4 protein-coding genes are annotated in these 25,487 nt (G+C 64.7%); all 4 read right to left on the bottom strand.

Annotated elements, in window-relative coordinates; genetic code table 11:
- Nucleotides 1-17: 17 nt before the first annotated feature.
- The 4 genes from ASD95_RS25005 to ASD95_RS25020 are packed head-to-tail and all read right to left on the bottom strand — an operon-like array spanning nucleotide 18 to nucleotide 25,276.
- Nucleotides 18-11,822 (bottom strand): non-ribosomal peptide synthetase, encoded by an 11,805-nt coding sequence (locus tag ASD95_RS25005; protein WP_056722647.1) that lies wholly within the window; start codon nucleotides 11,820-11,822, stop codon nucleotides 18-20.
- The gene (locus ASD95_RS25010) at nucleotides 11,819-14,917 is read right to left on the bottom strand and encodes a non-ribosomal peptide synthetase (protein WP_056722649.1); all 3,099 of its coding nucleotides are present in this window, start codon (nucleotides 14,915-14,917) and stop codon (nucleotides 11,819-11,821) included. The genes ASD95_RS25005 and ASD95_RS25010 overlap by 4 nt, the downstream gene beginning before the upstream one ends.
- An 11-nt stretch (nucleotides 14,918-14,928) precedes the next feature.
- On the bottom strand, nucleotides 14,929-15,987 hold the full coding sequence (locus ASD95_RS25015) for a TauD/TfdA family dioxygenase (RefSeq protein ID WP_056722651.1): 1,059 nt from the start codon (nucleotides 15,985-15,987) through the stop codon (nucleotides 14,929-14,931).
- A 52-nt stretch (nucleotides 15,988-16,039) separates the two neighbouring features.
- Nucleotides 16,040-25,276, bottom strand: coding sequence for a non-ribosomal peptide synthetase (locus ASD95_RS25020; protein WP_056722653.1), 9,237 nt, complete (start codon nucleotides 25,274-25,276; stop codon nucleotides 16,040-16,042).
- Between the last annotated feature and the right edge of the window lie 211 nt (nucleotides 25,277-25,487).

Raw genomic sequence — 25,487 nt, forward strand, 5'->3', positions numbered from 1 at the left:
TTTGTCGCGGGCAAGCCCTAGAACTGCGGTACCACCTCCCGACTCAGCGCCGCCACCACGGTGTCCAGGCACTCATCCTGCTGCAGGATATCGAAGTGATCGGCCGTTACCCTTTGCACCTTGCGCAGCCGTGGTTGCTGACGCTCCAGGGTCGCGCGTTCGGCCGTCGGGTTGCCATCGGCCCACCAGCAATGCAGTTCGGCCTGAGGAATCGGCAAGGTTTCGACCTGCCGCGACAGCGCCTTCAAGCGCGTGCTGACCATGAACGTCTGGGCCAACTCGTCGGCGCCAAGCAGCGCATAACCGCTGGCCTGATCGCTTTCGCTGTCGATCACCGCGCGAATGATCCGCGCCACGGCGTCGTGGTCCCCCGCTCTCTCGACACTCAGTGCCCGGGCGATCACCTCGCCATCCATGCCCAAGGTTGCACCGAGGAACTCGGCCAGATCCGTGCGCCACTCATCCGGGCTGGCGACGGTATTGGCCTGGGTCGGTACAAAGCTGTCCACCAGACCGATGAATGCCACACGCTGGCCCTGCTGTTCGAACAGGTCACTCACCATCAACGCCAGCGCCCCGCCCAGCGACCAGCCCAGCACGTGGTACGGGCCCTGGGGTTGCCGGGCGCGGATCGCCTCGACGTAGTCGGCGGCCATCTGCGATAGCGAGGTGTCGTGCCACTGCCGGTCCAGCAGCATCCGGCATTGCACGCCGTACACCGTGCGCTCGCCCTCCAGGCGCCGGGCCAGTGGCTCGTAGTCGAACACCGTGCCGAAACCGGCGTGCAGGCAGAACAGCGGCGGCTGATCGCCTACCACCCGGTTGAGCAGCAACAGCGGTTGCGGACGCTGTCGCAGCGGCTGTTCATCGACACCGGACAACCCGGCAATCGTCGGCTTGGCCATCATGTCCCGTAGCTTGAGCTGGAAGCCAGGCTCATTCAGGGCGCGGACTTTCGAGATCACCTTGAGGGTGCGCAGCGAATCGCCGCCCAGTTCGAAGAAGTTGTCGGTGATGCCGACCTTCTCGATGCCCAGCACCTGCTGCCAGATGTCCGCCAGCGCCCATTCCAGCGGCGTGCGTGGCGCCACGTAGTCGCGACCGCTGAAGGCCGGGTCCGGCAAGGCCTTGCGGTCGAGCTTGCCGTTGGGGGTCAGCGGGAAGCGCGGCAGCACCACGACCTGCGTCGGCACCATGTAGTCGGGCAGGCTCTCGCGCAATGCCGCCTGGCAACGCGGGCCGAGGCCATCGTCTTGCGCCGCCACCACATAACCCACCAATTGCGGCCCCTGGCTGTTGTCCCGCACCACCACCAGCGCATCGTTGACCCCGGCCTGCTCGCGCAATCGGGCTTCGATTTCGCCCAGTTCGATGCGGAAGCCGCGCACCTTGACCTGATGGTCGATGCGCCCGACGTAATCGAACACGCCATCCTCGCGACGGCGCACCAGGTCGCCGGTGCGGTACAGGCGCCCGCCCTCGGTGCTGAACGGGTCGGCGACGAAGCGCTCGGCAGACTGCCACGGGTGACGATGGTAGCCGCGCGCGACGCCCCGTCCGCCGATGTACAACTCGCCGACCATGCCCACCGGCAGCGGGTTGAGGTCCATGTCCAGCACGTGCAGGCTGCGGGCGCCGACGCGTTGGCCAATCGGCGCATACATCGCCTGGCAGTGGCCGTCGGCGGCGATTTTCCACAGCAGCGGCGTGACCACGGTCTCCGTCGGGCCGTAGCCGTTGACCAGGAATTGCGGCCTGAGTGTGTGCTTGACCCGTTCAAATGTGGCGTCCGGCACCGCATCGCCACCGAAGCAATAGATGCGCACCGACGGTGGATCGCCACCCTGCAATTCGGCATGTTCGGCCAGTTGCAGCAGGTACGCCGGCGGGAAGCAGGCGACGCTGATGCGTTGGCGGTGCAGCACCGCCAGGGTCTGTTCGGCGGTCCACAAGGTGTTGTCGCGGATCACCAGGGTCGAGCCGCTGATCAGCGCGGTGATCCAGCGTTCATGGGCACCGTCGAAGGCGAACGACATGAAATGCAGTTCGCGATTGTCCGGGTCCATCTCGTACAGCTCGGCGATGGCTTGCACGTGCATGCTCAGCGGCCCGTGGGCCACAGCGACACTTTTCGGCTTGCCGGTGGAACCCGAGGTGTAGATCAGGTAGGCCAGTTGCTCGGCGTGCACCGCGCGTTGCGGTGCCGGCACCTCGACGTCGAGGTTCAGGCGATCCACGGCGACCATTGCCGTGCCCGGATTGAGTTGCGCGCTATCACGCAGCCGCTCCTGGGTCAGCAGCAGGCGCATGTCGCTGTCGGCCATCATGTAGCGCAGGCGTTCCTGCGGGTATTGCGGGTCAAGCGGCACGTAAGCGGCGCCGCACTTCATCACCGCCAGCAACGACACCACCAACTCCAGCGAGCGCTCCATGAACACGCCGATCACGTCTTCGGCCTGCACGCCCTGTTCCAGCAGATGCACCGCCAGGGCATCGGAGCGACGGTCCAGTTCGGCGTAGCTCAAGTGCTCGGCGTCGCGCTCGGCATAACTGAGTACCAGCGCCGTGTGCTCCGGTTGCAGTCGCGCACGCTGGCGGATCAGTTCGTGCACCGGCGTCTCGTCCCCCTCGGCCACCACCGGCAGTTCGCCGTCCAGCGCCCGGCCTTCGTCCAGGGTCAGCAGGCCCAGTTCACCGACCGCGCGCCCGGCGTCGTCGCACAGGCGCTGCATCAGGCTTTCCATGTGGCTGCGCAGGACTTCGACGGTGGCCAGGTCGAACTGATCGCGCTGGTGCATGTACTCGATGCGCAGCCCTTCGTCGAGGCTGACCATCAGGTCCATGGCGAAGCTGGTCAGGCCGAAATCGGAGACGTCGTCGAAGCGCAGGGCATCGCCGTTCCACTCGCGCAGGGTGCGGTCCACCGGCTGGTTTTCGAACACGATGATGCTGTCGAACAACGACTGCCCACCCTGCCCGGCCCAGCGCTGGATATCGCTGAGCGGGGTTTGCTGGAAGTCGCGGATGTCGAGGTTGTAGGCCTGGAGTTCGCGCAGCCAGTCGCCGACGCTGGTTTCGGTCGGCACCGTGTTGACCACCGGCAAGGTGTTGATGAACAGTCCGAGCATGTTCTCCGAGCCGTTGAGGGTTTCCGGTCGGCCGGACACGGTGGCGCCGAAGGTCACCGTGCGCTGGCCGGTGTAGCGCTGCAACAGCAGCAGCCACGCGGCTTGCACCAGGGTGTTGAGGGTCACTTGCTGTTGCTGGGCAAAGGCCTGCAAACGTGCGGTCTGCCCGGCGCTCAGGTGCGTATAGATCGCGTGGTAACCGGCTTGCGGCGCTTTGACCGGCAAGGCGCGGGCTAGGTGGGTGGCGCCTTCGAGATTACTGAGTTTGTCTTTCCAGAACGCTTCGCTGGCCTCGGCGACTTGCTGGCCGAGCCAGTCGATGTAGTCGCGATAGGCCGCCACCGGCTCGTGCTCCTCACCGCTGTAATGACGCAGCACTTCACCGATCAGGCGCGACACGCTCCAGCCATCCATGAGGATGTGGTGGTAGGTCCAGATCAGGCGATAGCGGTCGTCTTCCAGACGCACCAGCAACAGGCGCAACAACGGCGCACGGTTCAGCGAGAGGCCGCGTTCGCGTTCCTCAAGCGCCAGTTGGCGCACACGCCCGGGCTGATTGTCCAGCCCGCGCCAGTCCAATTCAGTGAGCAATGACGGCGCGTCACGCCGCACCACTTGCAGCGGTTCCTTGTCGCCTTCCCAGAGGAATGCGGTACGTAGAATCCCGTGACGCCGGGCGGCATCGGCCCAGGCTGCATGGAAGCGCGCGCCATCAACCCCGCGCACGCCCACTTCGATCTGGTTGACGTACAGCCCCGAGTCGCCGTCCTGCACCGAGTGGAACAGCATGCCCTGCTGCATCGGCGACAGCGGATAGACGTCCTCGACTTCGTCCTCCGTCAGTTCCAGCGCCTGATATTGCGCTTCACTCAGTTCGACTTTTGCTGCCGGTGCAACCTGCGTCGGCACGGCCTGATTCGCCGTGAGCGGTTGAGCGACCATGGCCAGTTCGGCGATGGTCGGATGGCTGAACACGTCCTTGGGGGAAATGCTCAACCCGGCCTTGCGTGCGCGGCTGACGGCCTGGATCGAGACGATGGAATCGCCGCCCAGTTCGAAGAAGTTGTCCTGCATACCGATCTGCGGTACTTCGAACAACGCCTGCCACACTGTTTGCAGCGTTGTTTCCACGGCATTGCGCGGCGCGATGTATTCACGCACTTGCTGGTCCGGCTGCGGCAATGCGCGGCGATCCAGCTTGCCGTTGGGTGTTACCGGCAACTGATCGAGCAGCAGCACGTGGCTCGGCTGCATGTGTTCGGGCAGCGCGTTGCGCAGGTGTTGCTTGAGTGGATCGACAGCGGCATCACCCACGACGTAAGCCACCAGTTGTTTGGATTTGCCGACGTCGAGGGCGATCACCACCGCTTCGCGCACCGATGGATGCTCCAGCAGGCAGGCTTCGATTTCCCCCAGCTCAATGCGCAAGCCACGGATCTTCACTTGATGGTCGATGCGCCCGACGTATTCGATCACGCCGTCCTCGCGGTAACGCGCCAGGTCGCCGGTGCGGTACAGGCGCTCGCCCTGATCACCGAACGGGCTGGCGACAAAGCGCTCGGCGGTCAGGTCGGGACGGTTGTGGTAACCACGAGCCAGGCCGACGCCGCCCAGGTACAGCTCACCGACGCAACCCTGCACTTGCGGTTGCAGGCTGTCGTCGAGGATGTAGGTCACCAGGTTGGCGATCGGATAACCGATCGGCACGCTGAAGCCGCCGTCATCGACACAGGTCCAGTGGGTCACGTCGATGGCCGCTTCGGTCGGGCCGTAGAGGTTGTACAGGCCGACGTTGGGCAGCACGCGGAACAGGTTGTGCTGCAAGTCCGCCGACAAGGCTTCGCCGCTGCACAGGATCTGCCGCAGGCTGGCGCAACGCTCGAAGCCTTCGCCCTGGACAAACGCCTGCAACATCGACGGCACGAAATGCAGGGTGCTGACCTGGTACTGCTCGATCAGGTCGACCAGTTGCGCCGGATCGCGATGGGCGCCCGGTTCGGCCATGGCCAGGCGTGCACCGGTCATCAATGGCCAGAAGAACTCCCAGACCGATACGTCAAAACTGAACGGGGTTTTCTGCAATACGGTGTCGCGCCCGTCCAATGGGTACGCGCCCTGCATCCACGCCAGGCGGTTGTACAAGGCATCGTGACGGTTGGCCGCGCCCTTGGGTTTGCCCGTGGAGCCGGAGGTGTAGATCATGTAGGCCAGCGACTGCAGCTCGACCACGCAGGGCAGGTTTTCGTCGCTCAGGCCGTCCAGCAAACCGGCCATGTCATCGAGACAAATCGCCGTGGTGGCGGGCGGAATCGGCAACTGCTGCAGCAGATGCCGCTGGGTCAACAGCAGGTGTACGCCGCTGTCGTTGAACATGTGTTCCAGGCGTTCGCGCGGGTAGTCCGGGTCCAGCGGCACGTAGGCGCCACCGGCCTTCATGATCGCCAGCAGACCGATCACCAGTTCCAGCGAACGCTCGGCGGCAATGCCCACCAACACTTCGGCGCCAACGCCCTGGCTGCGCAGGTAGTGCGCCAGCCGGTTGGCCTGTTGGTTGAGTTCGCGATAGCTGAGGGTCTGGCCGGCAAACACCAGGGCCGGGGCCTCGGGGGTTTGCAGTACCTGGGCTTCGAAGCACTGGTAGACCGGGCGCACATCCGGCCAGGCCTGCGCGGTGCGGTTGAAACCTTCGACCTGCTGCGCCGTTTGTGCGGCATCGAGCAGGCTCAGGCGCCCCAAGGGCTGCTGCGGCGTACTCACCATGGCATCGAGCAACGCCAGCAGACGTGCGCTCAAGCCTTCGATGGCTTCGGCGCTGAACAGTGCCGTGTCGTAGTTGAAACGCAAATCCAGGCATTCACCCAGCTCGGCGGCGATGGTCAGGGGGAAGCTGGTCTGGTCGTGGTTACTGATACCGGAGAACTTCAACGTGCTGGCGTTACCCTCTTCCAGCGCTTGCGCCACCGGGTAGTTTTCGAACACCAGCAGCGTGTCGAACAACGCTTCGCCAGAGTGCCCGGCCCAACGCTGCACATCCGCCAGCGGCGTGTATTCGACCTCGCGCAACCTGAGGTTGAGCGCCTGAACTTCATCGATCCATTGGCTGACCGTGCGTTCGGGGTGCGGCGTGGCGATCACCGGCAAGGTGTTGATGAACAGACCGATCTGCTGCTCGATCCCCTGCAACTCGCTCGGACGCCCCGACACCGTGGCGCCGAACGCCACGGTCTGCTGCCCGGTGTAGCGCTGCAACAGCAACAGCCACGCCGCTTGCAGCAGGGTGTTGGGCGTGACGCGGGCCTGACGGGCGAACCCGCTCAGGCGCTCGGTGGCCGCACGGTCCAGGCTCAGGTGCAGGGTGCGATGAGCATCGCCCTGCCCTGCAACCGGCCCCGGTAAGGCGCCGGCCAGTCGCGTCGGCTCGGTGAACGACTGCAATTGCTCCAGCCAGAACGCTTCGCACGCGGCGCGGTCGCGAGTCCCCAGCCAGGTCATGTAATCGCGGTAACGACCGACGCTTGGCGCGGGCATGACTCCTGAATACCGCTGCAGCACTTCGCCGAACAACTGCGAAGTGCTCCAGCCGTCCAGCAGGATGTGGTGATTGGTGAAGATCAGGTGATGGCGGTCATCGACGGTCTGCACCAACGTCAGGCGCAGCAACGGCGCCACCGTCAGGTCGAAACCGCGCAAACGGTCGTCCTCGGCCAGGCGATCCAGCGCTTCGGTCACCGTGGTTTGATCGCGCCAATCGAGCACAGTCAGCGGCAGCGTGGCGTCGGCCAGGATCACTTGCAGCGGCCGCGAGCCGTTGCTTTCGCTGAAGAACGCGGCGCGCAGCACTTCATGGCGCTGCAGCGTCTGTTGCCAGGCATCGCGAAATGCCTCGACGTCAAGGCCCTGCACATCCACGCGCATCTGCGGGACGTAGGCCCCGGCATCCGGGGCGAACAGGCTGTGGAACAACATGCCTTGCTGCATCGGCGACAGCGGCAGGATGTCTTCGATCTGGCTGGCCGCCAGCGGCAAGGCATCCAGCTGCGCCTGATCGACACGCACCAGCGGCACGTCGCTCGGGGTCAACCCGCCGGTACCGCTCAGGCAATGTTCGATCAGCTGTTGCAGTTCCAGGGCGTAGGCATCGGCCAGACGCTGCACGGTCTGTGGTTTGAACACTTCACCGCTGAAGGTCCAGCTCAGGCGCAGTTGCCCGGCGTAGACCTGACCGTTGATGCTCAGGCCCCGGTCCAGCTCGGCCGATGCGCCCTGCTCGGCGCCACCGCTTTCCCGGGCCGGGCGCCATGGTGCCTGTTGGTCGAAGCTGGCGTCGAACTGGCCCATGTAGTTGAAGGTAACCTGTGGCGAAGGCAGATCCTCAAGGCCGGCGTCGGCCAGATAGCGCAGGATGCCGAAGCCGATGCCTTTGTCGGGCACGGCGCGCAGTTGTTCCTTGACCGCTTTGATGCTGGCCGCCAGATCAGTGGCCGGGGTGAGTTTCACCGGGAAAATCGAGGTAAACCAGCCCAGGGTGCGGGTCAGGTCGATGTCGTCGAACAGGTCTTCACGACCGTGACCTTCCAGCTTCACCAGGGTCGAAGTTTGACCGGTCCATTGATCCAGCACCCGCGCCAGCGCCGTCAGCAACAGGTCGTTGACCTGGGTGCGGTAAGCCGCCGGTGCGTCCTGCAGCAGTTGGCGGGTCAAAGTGCTGTCGAGCACGGTTTCCACGCTGACGGCATGCTGGCTGGCCAGGCTGCCTTGGGGGTTGTCGGCGGGCAGTTCAACTTGCACGTCGTGGAACTGGTCTTGCCAGTAACTGGCCTGGCTGGCCAACCCGGCACTTTGCGCATGGGATTGCAGGCGCGCGGCCCAGGCCTGATAGGCGCTGGTTTTCGTGGGCAGACGCACGGGTTGAGCTTGCTGCGCTTGTTGATACGCGGTTTGCAAATCTTCCAGCAGCAATCGCCAGGACACGCCGTCCACCGCCAGGTGATGCACCACCAGCAACAGGCGCTGCCCCGCCGCGCCCATGTCCACCAGCAAGGCGCGCAACAGCGGGCCGTCCTGCAGGTTCAGGCTGGCTTGCGCGGCGTTGCACAGTTCCAACAACTCATCGGCATCGGCTGCCTGGCGCTGCCATAGCACCTCGGCGCTGTTCCACTGCTCGGCCTGGGCCTGTTGCCAGGTGCCGTCGACATTACGCAAACGCAGGCGCAATGCATCGTGATGCTCTACCAGTGCGGCCAAGGCCTGTTGCAGGCTGACGCTGTCCAGCGGCTCGCGCAGTTCCAGCAGCAGCGACTGGTTCCAGTGATGACGGGCCTCGATGTCCTGCTCGAAGAACCAATGCTGGATCGGCGTCAGCAGCACCTCGCCATGCACCGGCCCCTGGTCGATGAGCAACCCGGCGCTGCGTACCGCGACCTTCGCCAGGCTCTGCACGGTCTGGTGCTGGAACAGGTCCCGGGGGGTGATGCGAATCCCGGCCTGACGCGCGCGGCTGACCACCTGGATCGAGATGATCGAGTCGCCGCCCAGTTCGAAGAAGTTGTCGTCGATGCCTACGCGCTCGAGTTTGAGCACGTCTTGCCAAATTGCTGCCAATGCAGCCTGCATCTCGTCCAGCGGTGCCGTGTAGGCCTGTTGCGCCAGCGCGGCGTCGGGCTTGGGTAGCGCGTTGCGATCAAGCTTGCCGTTGCTGGTCAGCGGCCACTGATCGAGTTTGATCAGGTGCGCCGGCACCATGTAATCCGGCAAGCCGGCCTGCAAATGTTCGCGCAGGGACTGGCGCAAATCGCTGTCGTCGCCGATCGTGGTGAACCACGCCACCAGTTGCGGGCTGCCATTGACCTCGGGCGCCAGCACCAGCGCCTGTTCGATGGCCGGATGGTTTTGCAGGCGATCCTGGATTTCCCCCAGTTCGATGCGGAAGCCACGGATCTTCACTTGATGGTCGATACGCCCGGCGTATTCGATGCTGCCATCGGCGCAGTACCGCGCCAGATCGCCGGTGCGATACAGACGCGCGCCCGATTCGGCGGCGAACAGGTCCGGGACAAACCGCGTGGCGGTCAGGTCGGCACGCTGGTGATAGCCGCGAGCAAGGCCGGCACCGCCGACGTACAACTCTCCCACGCAACCCTTGGCCACCGGGTTCAGGCGCGGGTCGAGCACGTACCAACGCAGATCGGCGATCGGCTCCCCCAGCGGCGAGCTGTTGGCGCCATCGAGGTCGGCGCGGGACAGCGGCCGGTAGCTCACGTGCACCGTGGTTTCGGTGATGCCGTACATATTGATCAGCAACGGCTGCCGGTCGTCGAAGGCGTCGTACCACGGACGCAGGCTGGCCACGTCCAGCGCCTCGCCGCCGAACACCACATACCGCAGGGCCATGGCTTGTGAATTGGCGCAGGCGAACGGCAGCAACTGCCAGAATGCCGAAGGCGTCTGGTTGAGCACGGTGACGCGCTCGTCACGCAGTAAGCGGGCGAAGTCCTCCGGGGAGCGGCTGACCGCATGGGGCACCACCACCAGCTTGCCGCCGTAGAACAGCGCGCCAAATATTTCCCACACGGAAAAGTCGAACGCATAGGAGTGGAACAGGCTCCAGACATCGTCGGCGTTGAAACCGAACCAATGTTCGGTGGCACTGAACAGGCGCGTCAGGTTGCTGTGGGGCAGCAGTGTGCCTTTCGGTTTGCCGGTGGAGCCGGAGGTGTAGATGACGTAGGCCAGATTCGCTGGCGCAGTCAGGTTCGGCAGGTTGTCGGCACTGGCCTCGGACAGCCAGTCGCTGGCGTGATCGATGCAGATCACTTCGATCTGTTCGTTCAATGGCAGGCGCGGCAACAGTGCGGAATCGGTCAGCAACAGGCGCGTGCCGCTGTCGGCGAGCATATAGGCCAGGCGATCCTGCGGGTATTGCGGGTCCAGCGGCACATAGGCGCCACCGGCCTTGAGGATCGCCAGCAGGCTGACGATCATCTCCAGCGAACGCTCCAGGGCGATGCCCACCAACACGTCCGGGCCGACGCCGCGCTCGCGCAGGCGATGGGCGATGCGGTTGGCGCGGCGGTTCAGTTCGGCGTATGTGAGGGTGACGCCGTCGCAGGTCACGGCGATGTTGTTCGGGTGCGCGGCGGCCTGGGCTTCGATAAGTTGATGGGCGCACAACAGGTTCGCCTGATCGCCGTTCAACACCGAACTGCGATTCCAGTCGAGCAAGGTGGCCTGCTGCTCGGCGGCGTCGAGCATTCGCAGGTCCGCCAGGGCAACCGTGCTGTCAGTGCAAATCGCCTGCAACAGGTTCAGCCAGTGCCGGCCGAGACGCTCGATGGTCGAGGCGTCGAACAGTTCGGTGGCGTAGACGAACGACGCGTGGATACCCTCGTCGCCCTCGACGGTGTCGAGCATCAGGTCGAACTTGGTGGTCTCTTCATCCCAGATCAGCGGTTCGACCCTCAGCCCCGGTAGAACCCAGCGTTGCGGGCCACCACTGTCGCGCTGGTGGTTGAACATCACCTGGAACAGCGGCGTATGGCTCAAGCTGCGCTCCACCCCCAGGCCATCGACCAATTGCTCGAACGGCAGGTCCTGATGGGCCTGGGCGCCGAGGGCCGCAGCCTTGATCTCCGCCAGCAATTGCCCAAACGGCTGGTCGGCCCGTGGCTGGCTGCGCAGCACCTGGGTGTTGACGAAAAAGCCCAGCAGGTTTTCCACGTCCTGGCGGGTGCGGTTGGCAATCGGCACGCCGACACGGATGTCCTGCTCGCCGTTGTAGCGATGCAGCAACGTCTGCAATGCCGCCATCAGCAGCATGAACAGGGTGCAGCCTTCGCGGCGGGCAAGATCACGCAGTTGAGTGGTCAACGCAGTGGAGATGTCCAGCTCGACGCTCGCGCCCTGCTGGTTCGGGATCGCCGGGCGACGACGGTCGGTCGGCAGGTTCAGTGGCGGATGTTCACGGCCCAACTGCCCACGCCAGTAATCGAGTTGGCGCTCGGCCTCGCCGGCCTCCAGCCACAGGCGCTGCCAGCGGGCGAAGTCGGCGTACTGGATGCCCAGCTCCGGCAGCTGCGCAGGCTGCCCGGCACTCAGTTGCGCATAAAGTTGGGTGAACTCCTGCAACAGGATCGGCAGAGAGCCGCCGTCGGTGACGATGTGGTGGAAGGTCAGCACCAGCACATGTTGCTGCGCATAGAGGCGGATCAAGCGGCAGCGCATCAACGGGCCGTGCTGCAGGTCGAACGGCTGCTCGGCGTTCAGGGCGATCTGCCGTTGCAGTTCGACCTCGTCGCCAGCGCTGACTTCAACCAGCGGCGCATCCATCCGTGGGTGAATCTTTTGCAGCACTTGCTGATCATCGAAGACGAAGGTGGTGCGCAGCACTTCGTGACGCTGTACCAGCGCGCTCAGGGTCTGTGCCAGCGCCTCAGGGTTGAGCTCGCCGCTCAGGCGGAAGGCACCGGTCAGGTTGTAGGCCGTAGCCTGGGGCTGCATCTGCCAGAGGAACCACAAGCGCTGCTGCGCGTAGGACGCCGGCAACGTGTCGACGCCGCGGTCCCGTGGCGGGATCGGCAACAGTTCCAGGGTCAGCCCCTGGGCGTGCATCTTCTGTTGCAACGCACGCCGGGCGTCCGCGCTCAAGCCGCAGAAACGCTGGGCCAGGGTCATCATTCTGTCCGGTGCAGCACTCATCGCGCGTGTTCCTCGTCCACTTCGTCGAACAACGCTTCAAGGGCGTCTACATCGTTTTCTTTATGTTCACTGTGCTCACGGAACTGCTCGATCTGCGTCGCCAGTCGTTCCAGGGTGTCACCGTCGAAAAACAGCTTGAGCGGGATCGCCAGGTTCAGCTCTTCTTGAATCCGCGCACGAATGCGCGTGGCCAGCAGCGAGTGCCCGCCGAGCTCGAAGAAGTTGTCGTGCACGCCGACGCGCTCGACGTGCAACGCTTCGGCCCAGATCGCCGCCAGGGTTATTTCGAGGTCGTTGCGCGGCGCGACGAAGACGCTGCGGCGCACATCGAGATCGAGCAAGGCCTGGCGATTGAGTTTGCCGTTGGGCATCAGCGGGAAACGCTCCAGCACCTGCAAGCGCGCCGGTTGCAGGTGCCCGGGCAGCACTTCGGCCAGATGGCTGCGCAATTCGTTGAGGCGAATGTCGGCGGTGTCGGCCGGGGACACCACGAAGCCCAGCAGTTGCGGGCCGGTCGGGGTTTCCCGGGCAATCACGGCGGCGTCTTCGATGCCCGGCGCGTTGCGCATGGCCGACTCGATTTCCCCCAGTTCTATGCGGAAGCCGCGGATTTTCACTTGGTGATCGGCTCGGCCCAGATACTCCAGCACGCCATCGGCGCGATAGCGCACCAGGTCGCCGGTGCGATACAGGCGCTGGCCCGCCGCCTTCGTGAACAGGTCGGGGACAAAACGCTCGGCCGTCAGCGTGGCCCGTTGCAGATAACCCCGGGCAATGCCGGCCCCGCCGACATACAACTCGCCTTCGACGCCCACGGCCACCGGTTGCAGGTCCGGGCCGAGCACGTGGAGGCGCATGCCGGCAATCGGCTGGCCGATAGGGATGCTGTCATCGTCCTGGTCAAGGGGCAGTTCCCAGGCCGAACACCACACAGTGCCTTCGGTCGGGCCGTATTCGTTGACCAGCGCCACCCCCGGCAATGCCTCGCGATGTCGCTGCACCAGTGCGTTGCCGCAGGCTTCGCCGGCGACGATCACACAGGCCAGCGCCTGGTGGTCGAGGTGTTCGAGAATTTGCGCGTGGTAGGACGGCAGGGTCAGGTAGTGGGAAATCTCTTCGCGCTGGATCAACTCGGCCAATTGCGCCGGATCCTTGTAGCTGTCTTCGTCCGGCAGGCACAGGGTCGCACCCTGCCCCAGCGCCCAGAAAACCCCGGCCACCGAGCTGTCGAAGGAGAACGACGAGAGCATCAGGAATGCCCGCAGCGGCTGGCGGTAGAAAGCGTTGCGCGCCAGGGTCGAGGCCACGGCGTTGGCATGGCTGATCATCACGCCCTTGGGTTTGCCGGTGGAACCGGAGGTGTAGATGACGTAGGCCAGGTTGGCGCTGTCGCCCTGTGGCTCAGGCCGGGTTGACGCAACGGACCAGACTTCGGCCCCCGGCATCAGGGAGATTGTCCGCTCGCTGCGCAACGCTTCGGGCAATGGCTGGCAGGCCAGCACCTGGCGCGCGCCGGTATCGGCGAGCATGAACGCCAGCCGCTCGATCGGGTAGTTCGGGTCCAGCGGCAAGTACGCAGCGCCGGCCTTGAGCGTGCCCAACAGGGCGATGACCATTTCCAGCGAACGTTGGCCGTAGACTGCCACTATCTGGTCCGGCGCCACGCCTTGGGTGCGCAGGGTATTGGCCACCTGGTTGGAGCGCGCATCCAGCTCGGCATAGCTCAGGCGCTCACCGTTGACGCTCACCGCAATGCGCTGCGGATGCAGGCGCGCCTGCTCGCTGAACAGTTCTTGCAGGAAGCGGCACGGCAATGCCTGTTCGGAGGCGTTCGGGTTGAAGCCTTCGATCAGGCGGCTCAGTTGTGCGTCGTTGACCAGGCTTGCCTGAGCCAGGGTCAGCTCGGGCGATGCCAGCAATTGGTGGCTGAACTCGACAAACTGCTCCAGCCATTCGACCAGCATCGATTCGGGCAGCGCACCGTCAAGACACGACAACTGCAATTGATCGCCCTGCACACGCAGGCGCAGGACTTCAGGGTTACCGTCATCCACCTCGATAGCGCTCTCAATGGCAGCCTGATAGACGAAGCCGTAACGCAGCGGCGCGGAACCTTCGGCGCTCAGTTCGAATTCATTGAGGCAATCGAGCCACGACAGCGACTGTTCGACGCTGGCGGCAAACGCCACCAGCGCTTGCGCCAGGGTCTGCTGGCTGCGGTGCTCGAAAGCCACGGGCAAACGCCGGGCGAAGCGTCCGAGGGTGGCGATGGTTTGTTCGTTGCGACCCTCCACCTGCCAGCCCATCAGCAGTTTTTCCTGTTGGCCGATGCGCGCAACGAAGGCGGTCCACAGCAACAGTGCCAATTGCTCTGCCTCAACGCCCGTTTCGACAGCGGCTCGTTGCACGCCAGCCAACCATGGGCCGTCAATCAACGTTGCCTGATGACGAACCAGCGTGACATCGACGGCTTTTTCGAACGGCAAGCGATGGGCCACGGCGACCTGCTGCTGCAGGTTGCGCCAGAACGCCGCGCCCTGGTGACCGATGTCTTCCTCGCGCAGTTCCTCCTGCCATGCGCTGTAGTCCAGGTATTGCAGCGCGTCCTCGTCGTCGCCCAGGGTTTCACCGCGCAACAGGCTGCCCAGTTCACTGGCCAGCACCCGCAGCGATGCCTCGTCGAAGCTGCATGCCGGGGCCAGCAGAGTGATGAACGGCTGCCCTGCTCCACCTTCAACTTGCGCCACCACCAGCGCCTGATTCGAATCTTCAACCATGACTTCACGGCTGCGGCTCAAGGCCTCGGTCACCGAAGGCTGGTTGCCCAGCAGTGTGAGCGGCAAGCCATCGCACAGGCTTTGCACCGGCCACTTCATGCCCGGCAGGCGGCGGTACAGCGTGCGCAGGATTTCATGGCGCTGACCGAGGGTTTCCAGTGCCCTGCGCAACGCCTGGGCGTCCACTGGCCTGGTGACCGGCAGCGTCAAGGTGGCGAACAGCGGCCGTGCGCCCAGCTCCTGGGCACGCAAATAAAAGGCCTGCTGGGCCGAAGTCTGGAATACGTCTACCGAAGGTTCGAGGGCGGTGGTGTTCATGTCGGGTGTCCTTATTCCTGATCCAGGTCGGCGCTTTTCTGCGCGATGGCCATGGCCGTGAGGATTTTTCTGTAGCCGGTGAATTCGTTGCGCGCATGTACGCTGAGGATGTTGTCGAGCAGGACCACGTCGCCCTTCTCCCAGGCGAACTCGACCATCACCTCGCGGTAGATGCCTTGCAGGTGGCGAATCACATCGTCGGGAATCGGCGAGCCGTCGCCGAAGAAGGTGTTTTGCGGCAGGTCCTGCGGGCCGAATTCACGCAGCAGGTTGTCGCGGATGCTGTCCGGCAGTGTCAGTGCGTTGAAGAAGGTGCCGTGGTTGAACCAGATGCGCTCGCCGCTCAGTGGATGGCGCACGATGGCCGGGCCGTTCTGCCGGGTGCGCAGGCGGTTGCCCGGTTTCCACTCGGCCTGGATGCCGATTTTCGCGCAGTAGGCCTCGACTTCGCCGCGATCCTCGCTCTGGAACACGGTTTGCCATGGCAGGCCCATGCCGTCGCCGTAGTTGCGCACGTACATGATGCGTTTGCGGGCAAACTCCTCGCGCACCGCCGGGTCGATCCGCGCGAGGATCCGGCGGGTATCGCCAAAGGGGGTTTCACCGCCGGTGGTCGACGGCGTGTCGCAGTAGAAATACAGGTGACGCGGGAACACCGGCGAGTACGAGTGTTCGTTGTGCGGGAAGATTTTTTCCGGCGCCGGGTAGTCGGTGGAGCTGTAGATCTTGAACTGGCCGCTGATCTGGGTCCGTGGCGAAGCGCGGAACAGGTACTCCAGGGCGCCGCCGGAAATCCCGTCGACGCAGCGGTTGAACTCGCCGATATCGGCCACCTGGAAGCCACGGAACAGGATCACCGCGTGTTCCAGCAGCTTGCTTTCGATCAGCCCGCGATTCTGGGTCGCCCATTCCACCAGGCTCACGCCGGACACGGCCGGACGGCACACCAGCGGCATGCTCAGGCCTTCGAACAGCGGCGCAAAACTCACCAGCCGCGTCGGATCGGTGGACAGGCTTTTACGGGCACCACGGCCCATCCTGGGCATGGACTTGGTCGTTGAAACGGTCATAAACCCCTCCAGAAAATGTTGACGGCGGCGCTCAAGGGCGCCGCCGACTGAATCAGTCCGCCGCTGTTTTCGCTGCCGCTGCGCCACGGTTCGCCGAGCGACGCTTGATCGCCATGGCGCCGCCGAGCAAGGCCTTGCGTTGCTCGTTCAAGCGCGCATCGGCACGGCGTTGCACCTCGGCGGCCAGATCCAGCAACTCACCGACCTGCACTCCGTCAGCGCGTATCAGCGCTTCGAGTACCGCCCGGATCTGCTCGAACAAGGACTCCAGCGTGCTCGGCAGGTACTGGCCCACCGGCGTTTCGAAACTCAGGTGAATGTGTTCGGCATCGTTGTAGAACGCGGCGACCATGCCGATCTCGGCGGTCTGGCGCCCGGACGGGAAGTCCTCGATCTGCAGGCCTTCCATCGACGGCAGGCGAGCGACGCCTTCCTGGTAGATCAGCTTGATGTCGAACAGCGGCGAACGGCCGGCCCGGCGCGGCAGGCGCATGGCTTCCACCAGGCGCTCGAACGGCAGGTCCTGATGGTCCGAAGCCTCCAGCACCGCCCGACGACAGGCCTCCAGCAACTGCGCCGCCGACTGCTCGGCATCGACCTCCACTTGCAGTACTAATTGGTTAACGAAGAAGCCGACCATTTCTTCAAGCTCGGCTTGATTTCGGTTGGCGATATCGGTGCCGATGCGCACCCGACCGACCTCGGTACGCTGGCGCAGGACCAGGGTGAAACCGGCCAGCAGCAGCATGAACAGCGACAGATCGCGCTGCTGGGCAAAGTCGCGCAGCTGCTGGCTGAGTTCGCCGCTGAAAGTGAAATGGGCGCTGGCACCTTCTTGTGTCGTGCGCCGGTCGCCATCGGCAGGCAACTCCAGCATCGCCTGGGGCTCGGCAAGGCGCTGCTGCCAGTAGTCGAGCTGGCGCTGTAATTCGCCGCCCTGCTCCAGCCACTGGCGCTGCCATTTGGCGAAGTCGGCGTACTGCACGCTGTGCGCTGGCAGTTGCGGGGTCTGGCCACGGTTGAGGGTTGGATAGAGCGTGACGAATTCATTGATCAGCACGCGGAACGACCAGTCATCGGCGACGATGTGATGCACCGTCAGCAACAGCACATGCTCGTCATCCGCGACCCGCAGCACCCGCACCCGCAGCAACGGACCGTGGCGCAGGTCGAATGGCCGGGAGACTTCCTCGCGGGCCAGTTGCTGCGCTTCGACGTCCGGCGCCGGCCGATGCCGCAGGTCGCTGTCGACAAAACTCAACGGCAGTTGCGCATGCACCCGTTGCCAGGTCTGGCCGTCTTCTTCATAGAACGTGGTGCGCAACACGCCGTGACGCTGCACCAGGGTTTCGAAGGTCTGGCGCAGGGCGTCAAGGTTCAACTCGCCCCGCAGGCGCAAGGCACCGGGCATGTTGTACATCGAACTGTCCGGCTCCAGGTTCCAGAGGAACCACAGGCGCTGCTGGGCAAAGGACAACGGCCGGCGTTCGCCGCTGGTGTCCGCCACCAGCGCCGGGCGTTCACAGCTGTGTTGCAGCGCCTGCACCTGAGCGGCGAAGCCCTCGAGGCGCGGATGCTCGAACAGGCTGCGCAAGCTCACCGACAAGCCCAGGCGCTGGCGGATCTGCGAGACGATCTGCGTCGCCAGCAACGAGTGCCCGCCCAGTTCGAAGAAGCTGTTTTCCCGGTCGACACGACTGACCTGCAACACCTGCCGCCAGATCTGTGCCAGTTCGATTTCCAGCTCGCCTTGCGGCGCACTACCGACTTCGGCCTCCCAGACCTGCGGGGCCGGCAACGCGGCGCGATCGAGTTTGCCGTTGCGGTTGAGCGGCAATGCAGCCAGCAACACCAGTTGCGCCGGCAGCATGTAGTCCGGCAGGCGCTCGCCCAAGGCGCGGCGTACGGTGTCGGTGAGCTGACGCGCATCCGCCGCCAGCAGCCCGGCATCGGCCGGCACCACGTAGCCGATCAATTGCTTGCCGCCGACGCCTTCATGCACCAGCACCGCGGCTTCGCTGATCATCGGCAGGCCTTGCAGATGCGCTTCCAGCTCACCCAGTTCGACCCGGAAACCACGGATTTTCACCTGATGGTCGATGCGCCCCAGGTACTCCAGCGCACCATCCTCGCGATAGCGCGCCAGGTCGCCGCTGCGATACAGCCGCGCCCCCGGCGTGGTGGAAAACGGATCGGCAATGAAACGTTCGGCGCTCAAGCCCGGTCGCTGGTGATAGCGCTGGGCAAGGCCGTCGTCGCCGCCGATGCACAATTCGCCGACGCAACCGGTCGGCAGCAGGTGGCCTTCGCTGTCCAGCACATACAGTGCGCGACCGGGCAGGGCCTTGCCGATGGGCACGCCAATCAGATTGCGGGTATCGACCAGCGTGCACTCATGGGTGCTGGACACCACCGTGGCTTCGGTCGGCCCGTAGGTGTTGAGCAGGCGCACATCGCCCAAACCGGCGGCGTGCCACAGCTTCAGGCCTTCCAGCGACATGGCTTCGCCGCCGACGTGGATCTGGCGCAAGCGCCCCTTGTCCCGCTGCGGTTGCGCGGCCCACTCCTGAGCCAACAGAAACCAGTACGCCGCCGGCAAATCCGCCAGGGTCACGCCCTGTTCGATGATCTGGCGGTAGAGGGTGTCGGTGTCCCACAACTCATCGCCGCGCATCACCAGCGCCGCGCCCACGCACAATGACGGGTAGCACTGCTCGACAAAGCCGTCGAAGCTGAACGTGGCGAATTGCAGCACGCGGTCTTGCGCGGTGAGTTGTGAATAGTCCGCCGCGATCACGCAAAACTCGCGCAGCGCGGCATGGGCCAGGCACACGCCTTTCGGCCGTCCGGTGGAGCCGGAGGTGTAGATCAGATAGGCGAGGTCTTCGGCGCTGGCGAGGTTGACCGGGTTGTCGGTGCAATACCCGGCGGCTGCGCCCGGCTCCAGCGCCAGGCGCGGCAACCCTTGCGGCAGTGCTACATCGGCCAGCAGACCCGGTTGCGCCAGCAGCAGGTCCATGCCGCTGTCTTCGATCATGTAGGCCAGGCGCTCGGCCGGGTAATCCGGGTCCAGCGGCACATAACCGGCGCCGGACTTGAGGATCGCCATCAGGCTGACGATCATCTGCGCATTGCGCCGCACCGACAGCCCCACCCGCTGCCCCGGCGCCACACCCTGGGCGCGCAGGCGATGGGCGAGCTGGTTGGCCTGGGCATTGAGTTGGGCGTAGGTCAGGCGTTCGTCACCGAGCATCACCGCCAGCGCATCGGGGGTGCGGGCCGCTTGTTGCTCGAAGCGCTGATGGGCCAGCAACGGACTGTCCAGTTGTGGCACCGGTGGACGCGAGCCGCGTATTACCCGGGCTTGGACCTGATCATCCAGCAGGCTGACGGCATCGAGCGCCTGTTGTGGCTGGGCAACAAATTGCGCCAGCACATGCAGCAGGCTGGCGCCCAACTGGCTGATCTGCGCAGCACTGAACCGGGAGCGGTCGAAACTGAAATCCAGTCGCAACGTGGCACCGACTTCGATGCCGAGGGTCAGTGGGTAGCTGGTGATTTCGTGATTGTGCAGCGCGCCGAAGGCCAGGCCCGCCGGCGCTCCTTGCTTGAGGGCTGCGGCCACCGGGAAGTTCTCGAACACCAGCAGGCTGTCGAACAGCGCCCCCTGTTGCCCGGCCCAGCCCTGAATATCGTACAGCGGCACGTGTTCGAACTCGCGCAGGCTCAGGTTCAGGGCTTGCAGGTCGTTGAGCCACTGGGCCACCGACTGCCCGGCCTGGGGCGCGGCGATGATCGGCAGGGTATTGATGAACAGCCCCAACTGCTGCTCGATGCCCGGCAACGGCGCGGAGCGTCCGGCAATCGTCGCGCCGAAGGCCACACAGGACTGGCCGGTGTAGCGCTGCAACAGCAGGCCCCAGGCACCTTGCAGCAAGGTGTTGAGGGTGATTTTCTGCTGGCGGGCGAAATCGCTCAGGTGCTGTAGCGTGGCGCTTTCAAGGGTCAATTGATGTTCGTCCATGCCGCGCCCTTCGGCGGGCGCCGGCAAGGCTTGCGCCAGCAGCGTCGGTGTTTCCAGCGGCGCCAGCGCCTGTTTCCAGAACTGTTCGGCGGCCAGCAGCGGCTGCTGTTGAATCCAGCGCAGGTAGTCGCGGTATTGCCCCAACGGCCTGGCCAACGTCTGGCCGGCATAGTGCTGGATCACTTCGCCAAGCAACTGGGCGTTGCTCCAGCCGTCCATGAGGATGTGATGGCTGGTGTATATCAGGTGCCAGTCTTCACTGCCCCGACGTACCAGCAGCAGGCGGAACAACGGCGCGGCGCCGAGTTCGAAGCCACGGCTGCGCTCCTCGGCGGCCAGTGCATCGAGGTCGATGTCGGCCGCTTCGACCACTTGCAGTTGCAGGTCGATCTGGCGATGAATCACCTGATGCGCGCACTCGAGCCCCAACCAGTGGAAGCTGCTGCGCAGGATGTCGTGGCGATTGATCGCCGCCTGCCAGGCCCGGCCGAACGCCACGATTTCAAGGCCCTGAATATCCAGGCGCAGTTGATTGATGTAGGCCTCGGCCTGGGGTTCGTACAGGGTGTGGAACAGCATGCCCTGCTGCATTGGCGTCAGCGGGTAAACGTCCTCGATGACCGGCGCCGCAACAGGCAAGGCATCGAGTTGTGCCTGGGTGATGCGCGCCAGCGGGAAGTCCGATGGCGTGACCTGGCCTGCCGTTGTCGCGCAGCAATGCTCGATCAGCGTCTTGAGTTCTTCGGTGTAGGCATCGGCCAGTCGTTGCACGGTGGAATCGGCAAACAGGTCACGGCTGAAGCCCCATTGCAGCGAGAGCTGCCCGCCATAGACCTGGCCTTCCACGGTCAGCCAGTTGGCCAGCGGCGCATCGTCGCCCTGGGCCTGGCCGCCGCTTTCCGGGGCCGGGACGAACAGCGCGGCGTTGTCGAACTGACGGTCGAACTGCCCCAAGTAGTTGAAGGTGATCCGTGGCGCCGGCAAGTCTTGCAGGGCCTGACGCTGCACCGGTTCGCCGAGGTAGCGCAGCAAGCCGTAGCCCAGGCCTTTGCCGGGAATGGCGCGCAGTTGCTCCTTGATCGACTTGATCGAACTTTCTACTTCGGCCTCGGGTTGCAGGCGCACTGGAAACAGGCTGGTGAACCAGCCGACGGTGCGGCTCAGGTCGAGGTCGTCGGACAGGTCTTCGCGGCCGTGGCCTTCCAGCTGGATCAGCGTCGAGCGCTGCCCGCTCCAGCGGCAGATGACCCGCGCCAGCGCCGTGAGCAACAGATCATTGACCTGGGTGCGATAGGCCGCCGGGGCTTGTTGCAGCAGACGTTGGGTTAACTCGGCGTCAAGTTTCGATTCGATCTTGTGTCCGTGGCGCTGCTGCATGCTGCCCCGGGGGTTGTCACACGGCACGTCCCTGGCATCGGCCAGTTGCGCCTGCCAGTACGGCAACTGCTCACTGAGTGCTTGGGCGTGCTGTTGCAGGTGCGCGGCCCAGGTTTGGTAGGCGCTGGTTTTCTCGGGCAGCGCCACTTGCCGGTAAGCCTGTTGCAGGTCTTCGAGCAACACCCGCCACGACACCCCGTCCACGACCAGGTGATGAACCACCAGCAGCAGGCGCTGGCTTCCGTCGTCGAGACTGACCAGCAAGGCACGCAGCAGCGGCCCTTCTGCCAGATCGAGGCTGCGTTGCGCCTCATCGCATAGGGCGGTCAAGGCTTCGGCCGAAGACGCCCGACGCTGCCACAACCCACCTGACTCGACTGGCGCTGCATGGCGCTGCTGCCAGCCTTCGTCACCGGCGATGAAGCGCAGGCGCAAGGCGTCGTGGTGGTTGATGACGGTAACCAACGCCTGTTCCAACACTTGCGGATTCAGCGCTTCCCGGGGCGTCAGCAGCAGCGACTGATTCCAGTGCCGGCGCTGGGCGATGGCCTGTTCGAAGAAGTAATGCTGCGCCGGGGTCAGGATCACTTCGCCACTGACCGGGCCTTGATCGATGTTGCTGCGGCTGTCGAACGTCGCGACCAATGCCAGGCTGCGCACGGTCTGGTACTGGAACAGGTCCCGCGGGCTGAGGCGAATGCCAGCCTGGCGGGCGCGGCTGACCACCTGGATGGAAATGATCGAGTCGCCGCCAAGTTCGAAGAAGTTGTCTTCGAGGCCCACGGGTTCTGCGCCCAATACGTCCTGCCAGATCTGCGCCAGCGCGATCTGCATCGCATCCAGCGGCGCAACGAATGCCTGTTGCGGCACGGCGTCGGGTGGCGGCAAGGCCTTGCGGTCGAGCTTGCCATTGGCGGTCACCGGCAAGGCATGCAGCGGCATCAGGTAGGTCGGCACCATGTATTCCGGCAGGCTGCCGAGCAGCCAGGCCTTGAGGGTTTGCGGCCACTGCGGGTCGGTGTCGGTATTTTCCAGCACCAGATACGCCACCAGCTGCTTGCCGCCCTGCACCAGCACCACGGCCTCGCGCACCAGCGCATGCTGCATCAGGCGAGTCTCGATTTCCCCCAGCTCGATGCGCAGGCCGCGCAATTTGACTTGATGGTCGAGGCGTCCGAGGTATTCGATCACACCGTCGGCGCGCTGGCGCACGCGGTCGCCGGTGCGGTACAAGCGCGCGCCATCATCGAAGGGGCACGGCACGAAACGCTCGGCGCTGAGCGCCGGACGCCGGTGATAACTGCGCGCCAGCCCGGCGCCGCCGAGGTACAACTCCCCCGCCACGCCGGCCGGAACCGGGAGCAATTGCGCATCCAGCACATGGGTGCGCAGGTTGGCGATGGGCCGGCCGATGGGCACGCTGTCGGCGCCTTCGTCGATGCAGGTCCAGTGGGTGACGTCGATGGCCGCCTCGGTCGGGCCGTACAGGTTGTACAACCCGGCGCCCGGCAGCTTTTTGAACACCTGCAATTGCGCATCCAGCGGCAAGGCCTCACCGCTGCAGACGATGCGCTTGAGGCCGGTGCAAGCCTCGACGCCCGGTTCGTGGATGAACGCCTGAAGCATTGACGGCACAAAGTGCAGTGTACTGATGCCCTGGTCTTCGATCAGGCGGATCAACTGCGCCGGTTCGCGATGTGCCCCCGGCGGCGCCACCACCAGCCGCGCACCGGTCATCAGCGGCCAGAAGAACTCCCACACCGACACGTCGAAACTGAACGGGGTTTTCTGCAACACCGAGTCGCTGCCATCCAGCCCGTAAGCCTGTTGCATCCAGCACAAGCGGTTGACCAGAGCTCCGTGACTGTTGCCGGCGCCTTTGGGCTTGCCGGTGGAACCGGAGGTGTAGATCACGTAGGCCAGGTTCAACGGATGCACGTCGACCTGCGGACAGGTTTCGCTGTATCCGTCGAGCCAGTTGTGCTCCTGATCCAGGGCGATGACCTTGACGCCCTCGGTGGGCAGTGCGCCGATCAAGGTGCTTTGGCTGAGCAGCAAACCAATCGCACTGTCTTCGATCATGTAGGCCAGGCGCTCGGCCGGGTACTCCGGGTCCAGCGGTACGTAGGCACCACCGGCCTTGTGAATCGCCAGCAGGCCGATGACCATTTCCAGCGAACGCTCGACGCAGATCCCCACCAGCACATCCGGGCCGACACCCTGCTCGCGCAAGCAGTGCGCCAGTTGATTGCTGCGAGCGTCGAGTTGCCCGTAGCTGAGCTGACGCTCGCCAAACACCAGCGCCGGCGCGTCGGGGGTGCGTCGGGCCTGGGCCTGAATCAACGGGTGCAGGCACTGCTCGACCGGATAGGTCTCGGCGGTGCGGTTCCAGTCCTGCACCAGCACTTGCTGCTCATCCGCGGTCAGCATCGGCAACTCGCCGACTCTTTGCGTCGAGTCGTCGACTATCGCCTGCAACAGGCGCGTCCAGTGCCCGGCCATGCGCGCAATGGTATCGGCCTCGAACAGGTCGCTGGCGTAGGTCAGCGCGGCGTGCAGCTTGCCGCCCTTCTCCCAGGTGTCCAGGGTCAGGTCGAACTGGGTGGTGCGGCTTTGCCAGTCAATGCTGCCCAGCTCCAGACCGGACGCGGTGCTGACCGAGGCCATGTCGGCCACGTGCGGCTGGTGGTTGTACATCACCTGGAACAGCGGCGTGTGGCTGAGGCTGCGTTGCAGTTTCAGCGCCTCGACCAGACGCTCGAATGGCAGGTCCTGATGGGCCTGGGCGCCGAGGGCGGTTTCCTTGATGGCGCGCAGCAGGTCATCGACCCGGGTCTGGCCGTCCAGTTGCGTGCGCAGCACCTGGGTGTTGATGAAGAAGCCGATCAGGCCTTCGATTTCCGCGCGGTTGCGGTTGGCGATGGGCACGCCGACGCGGATGTCGGTTTGCCCGGTGTAGCGATGGAGCAAAGCGTTGAAGGCGCCGAGCAACAGCATGAACAGGGTGATGTTGTGCTTCTGTGCGGTGCTGCGCAGGCGCTCCGCCAGTTGTGCCTCGACCGCGAATTCGTAGCGGGTGCCGCGATAGCTCGGCATCGCCGGGCGCGAATGGTTTAGGGGCAACTCCAGCACCGGGTGTTCGTCACCCAACTGCGCCTGCCAATACGCCAGTTGCCGCGCCTGCTCGCCCGCCTCCAGCCAGCGGCGCTGCCATAGGGCGTAGTCGCTGTACTGGATCGGCAACGCTGCCAGCTGCGGTTGCGCGCCCGCATCGAAGGCGTCGTAGCAGCGGATGAATTCGTCGATCAGCACGTTCATCGACCAGCCGTCAGAGACGATGTGGTGCAGGGTCAGCAACAGCACGTGCTGTTGTTCGGCGAGCTTGAGCAAGGTCACCCGCAGCAGCGGACCGGTCGACAGATCGAACGGCAGTACCGATTGCTGCTCGGCGGTTTCAGCCACGGCACGTTCGCGCTCATTGGCAGGTAATTCGCTGAAATCCACCTGCTCGATGACCAGCGGCGCAGCGGCCGGCACTTGCAGCAAGCTGTCATCGGCCTGACGGGCGAACACCGTGCGCAGGGTTTCATGCCGCGCCACCAGACTGGCGAACGCCTGTTCCAGCGCCGACAGGTTCAGGCGACCGCTCAGCCGCACCGCGCCCGGCAGGTTGTAGGCGCCGCTGTGGGGATCCAGTTGCCAGAGAAACCACATGCGTTGCTGGGCGTACGACAGCGCCTGGCGATCCTCGGCCTCGATGCCGGCGGGAATCGGGAAACGGGCGAAATCCACGCCCTCCTTGTGCAAGGCCGCAAGGAACATCTGACGCTTTTCCAGGGGCAACCCGATAAACCGGCGAGCAAGTTTCAAGGAGTCTTCAGCATTCATCTATCGGCATCCGCATCAGTAGGCAGCAGGCGCAAAGGCGCGTCGTGCCTATAAAACGAATGCAGGCGGGAAAAATTAGCGGATCAGGCGGAAGGTGAAACGCGCAATACAGAACAATGAAAAACCTGTGGGAGCGAGCTTGCTCGCGATGGCGGAGTGTCAGTCACATCCATGCTGAATGTGCCGCCGTCATCGCGAGCAGGCCCGCTCC

Source organism: Pseudomonas sp. Root71 (assembly GCF_001429045.1).
GTDB classification, from domain to species: domain Bacteria; phylum Pseudomonadota; class Gammaproteobacteria; order Pseudomonadales; family Pseudomonadaceae; genus Aquipseudomonas; species Aquipseudomonas monachiensis.